Source organism: Paraburkholderia xenovorans LB400, assembly GCF_000013645.1.
Classification (GTDB): domain Bacteria; phylum Pseudomonadota; class Gammaproteobacteria; order Burkholderiales; family Burkholderiaceae; genus Paraburkholderia; species Paraburkholderia xenovorans.
This window is the reverse complement of record NC_007951.1, coordinates 2,770,791-2,785,142: the sequence shown is the minus strand read 5'-3', so window position 1 is coordinate 2,785,142 and position 14,352 is coordinate 2,770,791. Positions and strand designations below refer to the sequence as shown.

At 63.1% G+C, this 14,352-nt stretch carries 12 protein-coding genes; 6 read left to right on the top strand and 6 right to left on the bottom strand.

What is annotated here, in order from left to right; translation table 11 throughout:
• Positions 1 to 128: 128 nt before the first annotated feature.
• Both BXE_RS12305 and BXE_RS12300 read left to right on the top strand, forming a co-directional pair.
• The gene (locus BXE_RS12305; protein WP_011488626.1) at positions 129 to 1,319 is read left to right on the top strand and encodes an NAD(P)H-dependent flavin oxidoreductase; all 1,191 of its coding nucleotides are present in this window, start codon (positions 129 to 131) and stop codon (positions 1,317 to 1,319) included.
• A 70-nt stretch (positions 1,320 to 1,389) separates the two neighbouring features.
• Positions 1,390 to 2,046, top strand: coding sequence for an OmpW/AlkL family protein (locus BXE_RS12300; protein ID WP_011488625.1), 657 nt, complete (start codon positions 1,390 to 1,392; stop codon positions 2,044 to 2,046).
• Positions 2,047 to 2,191: 145 nt separating this feature from the next.
• Here BXE_RS12300 and BXE_RS12295 read toward each other — a convergent pair whose 3' ends face one another.
• The 3 genes from BXE_RS12295 to BXE_RS12285 form a co-directional block, all read right to left on the bottom strand.
• Positions 2,192 to 2,395, bottom strand: a complete 204-nt coding sequence (locus tag BXE_RS12295) for a DUF1289 domain-containing protein (protein WP_011488624.1) — start codon at positions 2,393 to 2,395, stop codon at positions 2,192 to 2,194.
• A 162-nt stretch (positions 2,396 to 2,557) separates the two neighbouring features.
• Positions 2,558 to 3,916 (bottom strand): phospholipase A, encoded by a 1,359-nt coding sequence (locus tag BXE_RS12290; protein WP_011488623.1) that lies wholly within the window; start codon positions 3,914 to 3,916, stop codon positions 2,558 to 2,560.
• Positions 3,917 to 4,189: 273 nt separating this feature from the next.
• Positions 4,190 to 5,494, bottom strand: a complete 1,305-nt coding sequence (locus tag BXE_RS12285) for an Nramp family divalent metal transporter (protein ID WP_038457839.1) — start codon at positions 5,492 to 5,494, stop codon at positions 4,190 to 4,192.
• A gap of 403 nt (positions 5,495 to 5,897) precedes the next feature.
• Here BXE_RS12285 and BXE_RS12280 point away from each other — a divergent pair, with 403 nt between their 5' ends.
• The 4 genes from BXE_RS12280 to BXE_RS12265 all read left to right on the top strand — a co-directional run bounded on the left by BXE_RS12280 (position 5,898) and on the right by BXE_RS12265 (position 10,001).
• Positions 5,898 to 6,998 (top strand): polyamine ABC transporter substrate-binding protein, encoded by a 1,101-nt coding sequence (locus tag BXE_RS12280; protein WP_011488621.1) that lies wholly within the window; start codon positions 5,898 to 5,900, stop codon positions 6,996 to 6,998.
• A 92-nt stretch (positions 6,999 to 7,090) separates the two neighbouring features.
• A complete protein-coding gene (locus BXE_RS12275; RefSeq protein WP_011488620.1) occupies positions 7,091 to 8,257 on the top strand; it encodes an ABC transporter ATP-binding protein in 1,167 nt (388 codons plus the stop codon).
• Positions 8,254 to 9,183: an ABC transporter permease subunit gene (locus BXE_RS12270; protein ID WP_011488619.1), complete on the top strand. Its 930-nt coding sequence runs from the start codon at positions 8,254 to 8,256 to the stop codon at positions 9,181 to 9,183. The genes BXE_RS12275 and BXE_RS12270 overlap by 4 nt, the downstream gene beginning before the upstream one ends.
• A complete protein-coding gene (locus BXE_RS12265) occupies positions 9,183 to 10,001 on the top strand; it encodes an ABC transporter permease subunit (RefSeq protein ID WP_007181611.1) in 819 nt (272 codons plus the stop codon). Before BXE_RS12270 ends, BXE_RS12265 begins: the two co-directional genes overlap by 1 nt.
• A gap of 59 nt (positions 10,002 to 10,060) precedes the next feature.
• On the opposite strand, the gene BXE_RS12260 is transcribed toward BXE_RS12265, so the two are convergent.
• The 3 genes from BXE_RS12260 to BXE_RS12250 form a co-directional block, all read right to left on the bottom strand.
• Positions 10,061 to 11,464 carry a methyl-accepting chemotaxis protein gene (locus BXE_RS12260; protein ID WP_038457842.1) on the bottom strand — a complete coding sequence of 468 codons (1,404 nt, stop codon included), beginning with the start codon at positions 11,462 to 11,464 and terminating at the stop codon, positions 10,061 to 10,063.
• Between the two features lie 240 nt (positions 11,465 to 11,704).
• Positions 11,705 to 12,724, bottom strand: a complete 1,020-nt coding sequence (locus BXE_RS12255) for an alpha/beta fold hydrolase (RefSeq protein ID WP_011488617.1) — start codon at positions 12,722 to 12,724, stop codon at positions 11,705 to 11,707.
• Positions 12,725 to 12,814: 90 nt separating this feature from the next.
• Positions 12,815 to 14,305, bottom strand: coding sequence for a flavin-containing monooxygenase (locus BXE_RS12250; protein WP_011488616.1), 1,491 nt, complete (start codon positions 14,303 to 14,305; stop codon positions 12,815 to 12,817).
• Positions 14,306 to 14,352: the final 47 nt, after the last annotated feature.

The following is a 14,352-nucleotide window of genomic DNA, read 5'->3' as shown; positions in this document are numbered from 1 at the left end:
TCAGATGACCGGCGTCAACCGGCCGGCACATAACACTGAGCCATCTGCCGGCGCATTGACCTGAAACAACGCAGGCTGCGCCCGACCGGCGATTATCACCGCTTCGATAATCCGCCATTGGGCCAGTCATGCTCAACTCTCATTCTTTCCCGCCGCTCGTCGTTCGCGGCCGTTCGTTGCTGCCGATCGTGCAAGGCGGCATGGGCGTCGGCATCTCGGCGCACCGGCTGGCCGGCAGCGTCGCCCGTGAAGGCGCACTGGGCACGATCGCCAGTATCGACCTGCGGCACCATCATCAGGACCTGGTCGAACTCTGCCGCGCGTCGCCCGAGCGTGCCACGCTCGAACAGGCCAACCTCACCGCGCTGGCCCGCGAGATCCACGCTGCCAAAGCATTGAGCGAGGGCCGCGGCATGATCGCCGTCAACGTCATGAAAGCGGTCAGCGCGCAAGCGGACTACGTGCGCGTCGCGTGCGAGAACGGTGCCGATGCGATCGTCATGGGGGCGGGCCTGCCGCTCGATTTACCGGACATGACCCAAGGGCACGATATCGCACTGATTCCGATTCTGTCTGACAGCCGCGGCGTCGCGCTCGTGCTCAAGAAGTGGATGAAAAAAGGCTGTTTGCCCGACGCCGTGGTGATCGAACATCCGGCGCACGCGGGCGGCCATCTCGGCGTCAACAACCTGGCCGACCAGCACGATCAGCGCTTCGATTTTTTCCGCATCCTCGAAGAGCTCGACACGGTTTTTACCTCGCTTGGCCTGAAGCGCGGGGACGTGCCCCTGATCCTCGCGGGCGGCATCAATAGCCACGAAGCCGTGCGCGCGCTGCTGGGCGCGGGCGCAAGCGGCGTGCAGCTCGGCACGCCGTTCGCCGTGACCGAGGAAGGCGACGCGCATCCGAATTTCAAGCGCGTGCTGGCCGAGGCCACGCCCGAGGATATCGTCGAATTCGTCAGCGTGACGGGGCTGCCCGCGCGCGCCGTGAAAACGCCGTGGCTCGCGCGTTATCTGCGCCACGAAACGGGAATTCGCGAGAAAGTCGGCGCGCTCAAACACGTTTGTCCCACCGCGCTCGAATGTCTCAGCACGTGCGGCTGGCGCGACGGCATCGAGAAGTTCGGCCATTTCTGCATCGACACGCGGCTCGCGGCGGCATTGCGCGGGGACGTGGCAAACGGTCTGTTTTTCCGCGGCCGCGAAGCGCTGCCGTTCGGCACGGCCATTCGCAGCGTGCACGATCTGCTCGAACTGCTGCTCACGGGGGCGACGCGACCGGCTGTCGCAGGGCGATGGGCATTCTCGCTGATTTGATACGCGTCAACATGTCGCGCGACGGGAACTTCGACAATTCCGACACGCAAACAAATACTTGGGGAAGCACATGAAGCACTCGTTGAGGAACCGATTCAAAGCCGCCGCCATCGTTTCGAGCCTGCTGTGCGCGGGCGCTTTTGCCTCGCAGGCGCATGCCGAGGGCGATGATACGATGAACGGCATTCATGCCGGCGACGTGCTGGTGCGGCTGCGCGCCATCAGCATCATGCCGAACGTGAGCACCACCCAATCGCTGTCGGCGCTCAACGTGGACGTGAACAACGCGATCATGCCGGAACTGGATCTGACCTATATGATCCGCGATTACCTCGGCGTCGAACTGATTCTCGCCACCTCGCGGCATCAGCTGACCTCGAGCCTCGGCAATCTCGGTGGCGTGAACGTGCTGCCGCCTACGCTGTTGCTGCAATATCACTTCAACCATGCGGGACGCATTCGTCCGTATCTGGGCGCCGGTCTCAACTACACGCTGTTTTACAACAACGGCCTGAACGCGGGCGGCCAGTCGATCGGGATTACCAACCATAGCTGGGGCCCGGCGCTGCAGGCCGGTGTCGACGTTCAGGTGACCAAGACGTTGTTCGTCAACGCGGACATCAAGAAAATCTGGATGCATACGGATGCCACGCTCGGCGGCCAGCCGCTGGGTCGCCTGAGCATCGATCCGGTGGTGGTCGGCCTGGGTGTCGGGATGCGCTTCTGATTTCGCGCGTTGCTTGCGCGCACAACCAGCGGTGTGTCGCCACGTAAAAAAACGCCGGATCCGGCGTTTTTTGCGCTTCGGGTTGACCGCGGCGTTGCCTGGAGCGTCAGCTGCGGCGCGCTCCGTGCGGGTCCGGCCACACGGCCTAAAGCTTGTCGTTCGCAAACCGCATGGCCGTGCCTTCCTGCTCGATGCGAACCCACACGGCGCGTTTCTCCTCGTCGCTCAGGAAAACCCAGTTGGACACTTCTGCGGCGGTGCGGCCGCAGCCTTTGCATATGTCGTCGAACAGCGTGGAGCAGACGCCGATGCACGGGCTGTCGGGAAGATCGTGAAGATTCGATGCCATCGGATACCCTGGAGCGAGAAAGCGGAGTTTCGCTATGTTAACCGATGCGCGGCACGCGCCTCGCCGTGGCCAACGGCGAGGCCGCCGTTGGCGCGCGTCTGGCGGCGTCCGCGGCCTGTCTCGTGGCGGCGCGGCCTGCATCCCAGCCGATGTCCGCGCATCTCAGCGCGCGATGCTGTAGCCGATCCGCGCCATCCAGTGCTGGCGATTGTTGTAGTCGAGCAGATCCTCGCCATAGCCGTTGAAGTAGCCCACCCAGAGATAGCCGCCCCACGCGCTGCCCAGCAGTCTGGCGAGCGGGTAGGTGAATTGCGTATCCACGCTGCCGTACCAGTGTTTGGTGCCTTTACGCAGCGTGGTCGCCAGCTGCCAGCCGTCCGGGCTGCCGTATTTGACCAGCAGATCGACGTAGCCGCGATAGTCGGCGATATCCGGGTTGCTGCTCGTCCCCACGTAGTAATAGATCTTCGGCGACACGGTCAGATGGTTGGCGCTCAGATCGCCGAATTCCCACGTCGGCCGGATAAACGGCATGTTGATGCTGCGCGAATCCGCGCCGGCCTTGCCGTTCGATTCGTGCGCGACGCCCGCTGCAAAGCCCATGCGGGTGAAGAACGGGCTCTTCCAGCCGGTGTCCGGCACGTAGTAGAACAGTTGCGGCGAGTAGGTGGTGTCGCGGAACGGCCGCGAATCGGCGGACAGATCCCAGATCGAAGTCTGCGTGTAGGCGAAATACAGGTTGTCGAGAAACGCCTTCGAGCGCAGATCGTCCGGTATGCGGATCCGATATTTGAAGCTCAACTGCAGCCGCGCGTTCGTGTCGCCGTTGTGGCCCGCGGCGATGTACATCGGCTCGTAATAGGAGAGGTGGGCGAGCACGCCGCGTCCGGTGGTGGCGAGCGAGTCGCCGGGCGGCGAGATGGCGTCGCCGGTCGGACCATCGACCATTGCCGCCGTCGCGGCAGCCTGCGCGGGCGTGCTCGCCTGGCCTTCCGTGCGTTCTGCCTGCGCAATCGCGTCCTGCTGCGGCCCGCGATTGATCGCGACAAGCGCGGGCGATGCGTCGAATCCCACGGGGTCGATGCGTACCTCGCCGCGCGCCGATTCCGGCCACGGCGCCGAGAAACGCACCTTGCGGAACTGGCCCGGCCGCAGGTGCAGCGTGCCCGGCACACCCGGCTCGCGTTGCAGGTCGAGCGGCTGCGGCGACTGCTCGCCCGCGCTCAGGCTCACGCGAATGGTCGGCGGGACAGTGACGGTCAGCGCTTTGGCGTCGTCGGCGGAGTAGAGCATCGTGATCTGCAACGGCTCGTTGGCGGCGGCCACGCGAAGCGGTTGCAGCATCGCCACCGTCGCGCGCGCCTGGCCGGACATCGCCGCGCCGGCAACGAGCGCAGCCAGCAGCATGGCGCGGCCGAAGCGTGGACCGGAGCGCGCGAAGCGTGCAAAGCGCGTAACAGGGCGGCGAGCGTGAGAAGCGGCATTGCGGGCAACGCGGTCGATTGAAGCGTCAAAGCGCATGGGTTGTCGTCCAGGGAGCAGGGCAACGAGCGAAACGGAGGCCGGCAGGCGTAGGACCACGACACATGCCGGGCGAACCGGATCGATCGCGCGAAAGCGCCAAAGGCGCAAAAAATGGGCAAAAAAACGGCTGCCGCAAGAACCCGGCAGCCGGGATGAAACGGGTCAAACGGCCGGCATGCTTCAGCTACGGGCAAGATCACCGGTCATTTCCAGATACTCAGAGAATACTTACAAAGTCACATCATTTACAGCCCGCCTGAAAAAGGTCTTTCAATTGCCAAACGCCAGTTGCCACAGCAGCGCGCCATTGAGCATCACGATGAACGCGGCGGACAGCCAGGCGAGCGCGAGCGGCACGCCGCGCACGCGCCAGCCGCGCATGAGTCCGGCGTCCGAGGTGTAACGGATCAAAGGCACGACCGCGAGCGGCAATTGCAGGCTCAGCACTACCTGACTTGCCACCAGCAACTGGTTGGAACCATGCTGGCCGAACAGCGCGACTGCGAGGAGCGCCGGCCCGATTGCCAGCGCGCGGGTCAGCAGGGCGCGCTGCCAGCGCGGCAGGCGGATGCGCAGAAAGCCTTCCATGACCGCCTGGCCGGCCAGCGTGCCGGTAACCGTCGCGCTCAACCCACAGGCGAGCAGCGCGGCCGCGAACAGGATGCCGGCCCAGTGCGTGCCGACGAGCGGCGCGATCAGCCGGTGGGCATCCGCGAGATCGGTCACGTCACGATGCCCGCTCACGTAGAACACGGCGGCGGCCACGATCAGCAGCGCCGCATTGATCACGAACGCAAACGAGAGCGAGCCGAAGGTGTCGAGATTGACCACGTGCAGCGCGGCCTTGATCTGCGCGTCGCTGCCCTCCGGCGCGTGGTGCTTGACGAGCGCCGAGTGCAGATAGAGGTTGTGCGGCATCACGGTCGCGCCCACGATGCCCGCCGCAAGCCACACCATGCCCGCATTGCGCAGCAGTTCGACGCTCGGCACGGTGCCGGCAAGCGCTGCATGCCAGTCCGGCCGCGCGAGCGCGAGCTGGACCACGAAGCACAGGCCGACAAAGCCGATCAGCGCCGCGATCACCGCTTCGAGCTTGCGGCCGCCTTTCTGCTGGAGCGCGAGCAGCGCGAACGTGCAGACGGCCGACATCAACACGCCTACCGTGAGCGACACGCCAAGTAGCAATTGCAACGCGACGGCGCTGCCGACCACCTCGGCGACGTCGCACGCGATGATCGCGACCTCGCTCGTCAGCCACAGGAACAGGGTGCCGCGGCGGCTCGTGCGCTCGCGGCAGATCTGCGCGAGGTCGCGGCCGGTCACCACGCCGAGGCGCGACGACAGCCATTGCAGCAGCATCGCCATCAGGCTCGCCAGCAATACCATGCTGAGCAGGCGGTAGCCGTAGCCGGCCCCGGCGCCGAGCGCCGTCGCCCAGTTGCCCGGATCGATATAGCCGACCGCGATCAGTGCGCCCGCGCCGACGAACGAGAACCAGTGCGGCGGACGTGCCGGTCCACTGGCCGGCAGGCGTCGGCGTCGGTTGGGTCGCAATGCGGACGGATTGGTGTTCATCAGTGCCTGAGGTTCAAGACTGCATCCTCTTGCAAGCCGCATGCCCGCCGGGCGTGGCGCGCGCCGCGGGATTCGCGGCGGGCCGTGTCGTTTGGGCTGGTGAGAGCTATTGTGCTCCGTCGGACGTGACGCGGTGCGCCTTCACGGCGGCGACTTGACAACGAGATAACAGCGCGGCCGGTACCCGTGTTTTTTTCGGGTAGACAGCGGCGCATAACCCGCTAAAATTGCGGCCAATTTTCCATCGGTGCGGCTTGCGCTGTACCGTTTGCGCGACAGCCTGGCATTTTTTTTGAAGCGCGCAATAATTGATGGTACTTTGCGGTTTTTTCAGGGGAGCCGCGCGCTGTGGCGCGGCGTAGGTGAAGACGGTCGGCTCGGCCGGTCAGGATCGGAGAACGGGATGAAAAGACGGGTAGTGGGGCAAGTGGCGGCGCTGGTTCTGTGTGCGACGCCGTGGTTGACGGCCGCTGCGAAAGACACGCAACTGAACGTGTATAACTGGTCCGATTACATCGCCAAGGACACCATTCCCAACTTCACGAAGCAGACCGGCGTCCAGGTCAGATACGACAACTACGACAGCGACGACACGCTGCAAGCCAAGCTCCTCACCGGCAATTCCGGCTACGACATCGTCGTGCCCACCAGCAATTACGCCGGCAAGCAGATCGCCGCCGGCATCTTCGCACCGCTCGACAAATCGAAGCTGCCTAACCTGAAATACCTCGATCCTTCGCTGATGGCGCTCGTCGCGGGCGCCGATCCCGGCAACAAGTTTACCGTGCCCTGGGCATACGGCACGACCGGCCTTGGCTACAACGTCACCAAAGCGCAGCAGATCCTCGGCAAGAACGTGCCGCTCGACAGCTGGGACGTGCTCTTCAAACCGGAAAACATCTCGAAGCTGAAGGCCTGCGGCGTGTCGGTGCTCGACGCGCCGGACCAGATGTTCGCCGCCGCGCTGCACTACATCGGCAAGGATCCGATGAGCACGAATCCGGCCGACTACCGCGCCGCGCTCGAGATGATGAAGAAGATCCGCCCGTATATCACGCAGTTCAACTCGTCGGGCTATATCAACGACCTGGTGGGCGGCGACGTGTGCTTCGCGTACGGCTGGTCCGGCGACATTGTGATCGCCAAGCATCGCGCGGTCGAAGCGAAGAAGGCCTACAAGGTCGAGTATTACATTCCGAAGGGCGGCGCACCGGTATGGTTCGACGTGATGGCGATTCCGAAGGACGCGAAGAACAAGGAAGCCGCGCTCGAGTGGATCAACTACATCGAAACGCCGCAGGTTCACGCCGCGATCACCAACGCCGTGTACTATCCGAGCGCCAACCTCGAAGCGCGCAAATACGTGGACAAGGACGTGGCGAACGACCCGGCAGTCTATCCGCCGCCTGAAGTCATCAAGACCCTGTTCCTCCTCAAGCCGCTGCCGCCGGAAATCCAGCGGCTGCAAACGCGGCTGTGGACTGAGTTCAAGTCCGGCCGCTGACTCGCGGCCGGTGTGAGCGGGTAAGCATCATCATGAAGCCCTCGGTGTTCACCGGGGGCTTTGTTCGTCAAACGCCGGAGTAAAGCATTGTGATGAGTAGTGACCAGTCGGGCGCGCTGGCGGGGGCCGCCGCGTCGTCCCCGAGCCTGAACGCCGTTGCGAACGACGCCGCGGACAACTTCGTCCAGGTCGTCGACGTCGTCAAGAAGTTCGGTGAGACCGTGGCGGTCAAAGGGGTCAACCTGTCGGTGAAAAAGGGCGAGCTGTTCGCGCTGCTCGGCAGTTCCGGCTGCGGCAAGTCCACCTTGTTGCGCATGATGGCCGGGCTCGAAAGCGTGACTTCGGGCAAGATCCTGATCGACGGTGAGGACCTCGCGCAATTGCCGCCGTACCGCCGGCCGGTCAACATGATGTTTCAGTCGTATGCGCTGTTTCCGCACATGACGGTGGAGGGGAATGTCGCCTTCGGTCTGAAGCAGGAAGGCGTGCCGAAAGCCGAACTGAAGGACCGCGTGCAGGCCGTGCTCGACCTCGTGCAGATGGGCCGCTTCGCGAAGCGCAAGCCGAATCAGCTCTCGGGCGGCCAGCAGCAGCGTGTGGCGCTGGCGCGATCACTGGTCAAGCGGCCCAAGCTGCTGCTGCTCGACGAGCCGATGTCCGCGCTCGACAAGCAGATCCGTCAACGCACCCAGATCGAACTGGTCAACATTCTCGACAAGGTCGGCGTGACCTGCATGATGGTGACGCACGATCAGGAAGAGGCGATGACGATGGCGAGCCGTCTCGCCGTGATGAGCGAAGGCGAGATCATTCAGCTCGGCACGCCGCACGAAGTCTACGAGTATCCGAACAGCCGCTTCTCGGCCGAGTTCATCGGCTCGACGAATCTGTTCGACGGGCATACGGTCGAAGACGAACCCGATCACGTATTCATCGAAACGCCGGATCTGCCGTGCCGCCTGTATGTCAGTCACGGTATCACCGGTCCGCTCGGCATGCCGGTGACGATTTCGGTGCGCCCCGAGCGCATCGCGCTTACGCGCAAACCGCCTGAGGGCGCGTACAACTGGGGTAAAGGTGTCGTCACGAATATCGCTTACATGGGCGGCTATTCGCTGTATCACGTGAAGCTCGACGCGGGCAAAACGGTGATTGCGAATGTGACGAGCCTCGCGTTGACGGAGATCGATCCGCCCACCTGGGGCGACGAAGTGTACGTGCGCTGGAGCGCGTCGGCCGGCGTGGTGCTGACGTCATGAAGCGCTCGTTCAATTCCTTCGCCAACTGGCCGGTGCGGCGCTTCAACCTGACCGGCCGCACGGCGGTGGTGGCCGGTCCGTTCATCTGGCTGCTGCTGTTTTTTCTCGTGCCGTTCCTGCTGGTCGTCAAGATCAGCTTCGCCGACTTGCAGCTCGGCATTCCGCCGTACACGGAGTTGACCAACTTCGCGGACGGCGCGATTCACATCACGCTCGACCTGTCGCATTACGCGTTTCTGCTGACCGACAGCCTCTATTTCGCGACCTACGTGAATTCCGTGGTGGTGGCCGCGATCTCGACGCTGTTGTGTTTGCTGATCGGCTACCCGATGGCGTATTACATCGCCCGTTCGAATCCGGCCAGCCGCAATCTGCTGATGATGGCCGTGATGCTGCCGTTCTGGACGTCGTTTCTGATTCGCGTGTATGCGTGGATCGGCATCCTGAAGAACAATGGCTTGCTGAATAACTTCCTGATGTCGATCGGGCTGATTCACTCGCCGATCGAGCTGTATCACACGAATACCGCCGTTTATATCGGCATGGTCTATTCGTATCTGCCTTTTCTCGTCATGCCGCTGTACGCGCATCTGGTGAAAATGGACATGACGCTGCTGGAGGCCGCCTACGACCTCGGAGCGCGGCCCTGGAAGGCATTCTGGCAGATCACGTTGCCGCTCTCGAAGAACGGCATCATCGCCGGCTGTTTGCTGGTGTTCATTCCGGCAGTGGGCGAGTACGTGATTCCCGAATTGCTGGGCGGCGCGAACACGCTGATGATCGGCCGCGTGATGTGGAACGAGTTCTTCGACAATGCCGATTGGCCGATGGCATCCGCCGTGACGTGCGCGATGGTGTTGCTGCTATTGGTGCCGATGGCGCTTTTCCAGTACTCGCAGGCAAAGGCGATGGAGGAAAAGCGCTGATGAAGCCGAACCGGATTTTGCAGTTCATTGCCCTCGGAATCGGGTTTGTGTTTCTGTACGTGCCGATCGTGAGTCTGATTGTGTATTCGTTCAACGAATCGCAACTGGTCACGGTGTGGACGCGTTTTTCGACACGCTGGTATGCGGCGTTGCTACAGGATGACGAACTGATCGCGGCGGCGTGGTTGTCGTTGCGAGTGGCGTTGTTGACGGCGTTTGCGTCGGTGATCATCGGCACGTGGGCCGGGTTCGTGCTCGCGCGCATGGGACGGTTTCGCGGCTTCACGTTGTATACGGGGATGATCAACGCGCCGTTGGTGATTCCCGAGGTGATTCAGGGCATTTCGCTGCTGCTCCTGTTCATCGAAATGGCCAAGTGGTTGGGATGGCCGGCCGGACGCGGCATTTTCACGATCTGGATCGGGCACGTGATGCTGTGCATCTCTTATGTGGCGATCATTGTGCAGTCGAGGGTGAAGGAACTGCATCCTTCGCTCGAAGAGGCGGCGCTGGATCTTGGGGCTACGCCGTTGCGGGTGTTTTTCTTCATCACGTTGCCGCTGATTTCGCAGGCGCTTGTGTCGGGCTGGTTGTTGTCGTTTACGTTGTCGATCGACGATCTGGTGCTGTCGGCGTTTTTGTCCGGGCCCGGTTCGACCACGCTGCCGCTGGTCGTTTTCTCGCGCGTTCGTCTGGGGCTGAATCCGGAGATGAACGCTTTGGCCACGCTGTTTATCGCGGTGGTCACGGTTGGGGTCGTGGTCGCCAACTACTTCATGCAGCGGGCGGAGAGAAAACGGGCCGTGATGGCGGTTTAGGCAATGGGTGGAAGCGGTTGGGCGTGTTGCACGGACCCAGCCGGCCACCCTGAAAAACCTCAAACCTTATACCCAATCCGAACGCCGCCCCAATGCCGCCCGCCGACAAAAATGGGTGCGGACGCATCTTTCATCAACACAAATTCGCCGCCGCCCATATCGCGCCGGTACGTCTGCAACAGGAACGGTTTCGTATGTGAGGCCGCTGCAATCCCGGTCCGGTCATCGAACATCCGCCGATTACGGCAGTTAGCCATATTCCAGACCACGTCATCACGCTGCGGCAAAGAAAACTTGCGATTGTGCGTCGGCAGATAACCCCGCACATCGACCGCCGCGCAAAAGACCACACGTGGGTCGAGATCGAGCAAAGGCTCCTGAATGGCCGGCAACACCCGGTCGGTCAACGCGGTAAACCGCGTCAGGAACTGCGGCGGATTGCTTCCGGTCACCGCTACATAATGCTGATCGAACAGATCTTCGATCGACACTTCACCGCGCGCCACGGCCGTTTCGAATGCCTTGCTCACCGCGGCGGCGGCTTTCTGCACGGCCTCGATGAAACGCGTATCCGCCGTTTCCACACCCGTCGCGGCGGTCAGTTCGATCAGGGTTTCGGATACATCGAGCAGATTGCCCAAACGGTCTTTAGCCTGCGCGAAGTTTTCGCTCGAATCCTCGACGCCGCTCGCCATTTCCAGCACCTGTGCCTCGAGTCCGTCGCACTGCGTTTCGATCTCGCCGGTCAGCAGGGCGATCTGTCCCGCTTCATTGTTCAGATGCGCGATCGCGTCGCCGGTTGCATGCACGACATCGCCGATCTTGCGCGTGCCTTCCCGCACCCGGTGTGCTCGTGCCGTGTTGGCGGAACCCTCGCTGATCAGCTGCTCGGTCTGCTGCGTGAGTTGCGAGAGCGTCGTCTCGATCTGGCCCGTGGCCTGGGCGGTCTTGGCCGAGAGAGTCTTCACCTCGGCCGCGACTACTGCGAAGCTTTTGCCGGAGTCGCCGGCACGCGCGGCCTCGATTGCGGCATTCAGCGCGAGCAGATGCGTCTGCCGGGCGATCAGCGAGATCTCCTCGGAGACGCGGCTCACATGCGCGAGCGCGCTGCGCAGCGCGCCGATCTGGCTTTCGATAACGGTCACGCCTTCCACGAGTCCGTGGATATCGGCCAGCGACGCTTCGAGCGTCTGCTGCGATTGCTGCACACCGGTCGCCGCTTCGGCGGATACGTGGCTCATTTCGCGCGCGGCAGCGGCAATGCGATGATTGCCCGCGAGCGTGTGCGCCGCCGATTCGCGCAGCGCCCGGCATACGTGCGCCTGGCGCTGCACGCGCGCCGCCACTTCCTCGACGTGGCCCGATACGTCGCAGATCTCGATACCCAGTTTGCCGGCTTGCGCGGCAATATCGCCGACGACCGTTTGCGAACGGGCCGTCCGGCGAAAGCTGAAACGCGTCATTGTGGTCTCCTGGATGGCGTGCTTGACGCAGTCTGTCGACACCTCCATCCAATGCGGATGCAGCGTGTTCCTCATGCATCTACGGCCGATTTCCAATCGACTTGATACGGGGTATCCCGGAGTCGCTATCATGTGCGGTCCAATCCCGATTGACCGCGTCACCGCAGACCTTACCTTCTCCTGCCGGAATCCATGATCGACTCCTTCGCGCGCGTTTCGGGCTGGCAACAGCTCTACCATCTATGGGAGCTGATCGTGATGCTCTGCAAATTTCTGTGGGGGCTGTTGCGCCTGCTCGGCGGCGGCTGAGTGCGCCGGCCTGATGCCGAGAAACGCGCGCAGATCGACCATGACGCGTTCGGGCGCTTCTTCCATTGGAATGTGGCCTAATCCGGCATACATGACCGATTTCGCACCCGGAATGCGGCTTGCGAATTCGGCGGCGTGCGCCGTCGGAATCCAGCGATCCTTCGCACCCCATAGCACCAGCGCCGGCACATCGAATGTTTTCAGCACGTTCGTGTCGACTTGCCTGAAATCGAGCGTCGGCACCATCTTGCCGATCGCGGCGCGCGTCCCTTCGCCGTGAAAGAACTCGACGTAGCGGCGCAGCGTCACCGCGTCGATCTTGCGCGGATCGCCATAGACGTTGCGCACCGCGCTTTTGACGATGGCCTCAGGCAGCCACCAGGGCGAACTCACCCGCACCAGCGCGCTATTGAACAGGCCGATGTAAATCGGCAGCTTCATCGGAAAGCCGGCCGAGTCGATCAACACGAGCCGCTCAACGGCGTCGCGATGGCGCGCCGCATAGTCCCACGAAATCAGCCCGCCGAGCGAGTTGCCGATCAAGGTTGCGCGCGAGATGCCGAGTGCCTGCATGAACGTGTCGATGAAGCGCCGATAGGTGGGCAGGTCCATCGTTTCGATTGCGCCGCTGCTGGAGCGCAGCGGTCCTGTCACGCCGAACGGCGGCAGATCGAGGCGGATCACGCGGTGCTCGCGCTTGAGCTCATCGGCGACGCGATTCCACGTATGCAGCGAAGAGGCGAAACCGTGGATCATCACGATGATGTCGCCGCTGCCTTCGTCGACATAGTGCACGTCGGCGCCCATGATCTTCACGAACCTGGAGCCGCTTTGCGTATAACGCTGCCGCAATTCGTCGCGCGTCACGCTGGTGATGCCGAGGCGCGCGGCGAGCGAGCGCGGCGGCAGCGCGGTGGTCGAGGCGGGCGTGGTGGAGTCGATGCTTGCCATGATTGTTGTCTCCCTTTTAGTTCGATTGGCTTCGAATCGGATTGCATCGGCGGCGTCTCTCTCCCGGTTCAACCGCCACCGCTCATGTGGTCAGGGCGTGAAGCGATAGTCGTGCGGACGCACACGCCGCGTGCGTTTGCGAAAACTGAAGGTGAAACCGGGCCACAACGCGGTGACCTTGCCGCTGCGGGTCTGATACCAGCTATGACATCCGCTCACCCACACGGAGCGCTGCATTTCCTCCTGCAAACGCGCGTTGAAATCGCGCTGCACGTCGGGCCGCAAATTCATGGTGCGTGCTTTTCGCCGACGCAATACCCGCAGGCAATCCGCGATGTACTGCACCTGCGACTCGATCATGTAGATCATCGAGTTGTGGCCGAGCCCGGTATTCGGGCCGACGATCATGAAGAAGTTCGGGAAGTTCGCAATGCTGACACCGAGGTAGGCTTCCGGCCCGTCGCGCAACCACAGGGCGCCGAGATCCGCGCCGTCGAGGCCGGTCACGTCGAACGGTGCGCCGACGTCGTTGACCTGAAAGCCCGTGCCGCAGATGATCGCGTCGGCGCGATGATGCGCGCCATCTTCAGTCACGATGCCGTCGGCAACGATCTCGCGAATGCCGCTCGTCACCACGTCTACGTTCGGCTGGCTGAGCGCGGGATAGTAGTCGCTGGAGAGCAGCACGCGTTTGCAGCCGAGCCGGTAGTTCGGCGTCAGCCTGGCGCGCAATGCGGGGTCTTTGACGCGTCGTTCGAGGTAGCTCAGGCCGAACTTCATCGGCATTTTCATCAGTTTCGGATTGACCACGAAGGCGATGGCGCGCGATTCGAGTTGCCAGTAGATCGCGCTGCGCACAAAGCGCTGCGTGAACGGCAGATGCCGGAACAGCCACTGGGCGCGCGCGCCGACAGGCTTGTCGGGCTTGGGCATTACCCACGGCGCGGTGCGCTGGAACAGATCGAGCTGCGCGACGCGCGGCTGGATTTGCGGCACGAACTGGATTGCGCTCGCGCCGGTGCCGATCACCGCGACGCGTTTGCCGTCGAGCGGATACGCATGGTCCCAGCGCGCCGAATGGAACAGCTTGCCTTCGAAGCGGTCGAGCCCCGCGATCCGCGGCATGGCCGGGCGCGACAGGGGGCCGCTTGCGGCGATCACCACGTCGGCCTCGATGCTTTCGCGCACACCGTTCACATCGAGCTCGACGCGCCAGAGCTGGTGCGCTTCGTCGAAACGCGCCGCGCTCACGCGCGCGTTGCAACGCACGTAGCGCTCCACGCCATATTTGCGGGCGCAATGCTTCAGATACGCGAAGATCTCCGCCTGGCCGCCGAACGCGCGCGACCAGGCCGGATTCGGCTCGAACGAAAACGAATAGAGATGCGAGGGCACGTCGCAGGCGGCGCCGGGATAGGTGTTGTCGCGCCATGTGCCGCCGATATCGCCGGCCGCCTCGTAGATCGTGAACGACGTGATTCCCATGCGCTGCAAACGGATCGCCATGCCGATGCCGGCAAAGCCGCTGCCGACAATCGCGATGCGTGGCGCGGCAGGTGGGGCAGATGAGGCAGGCGTCACGGCGGTCTCCGGCATAGACAAATTCAGGGGTATGCAGGTGTCTATTT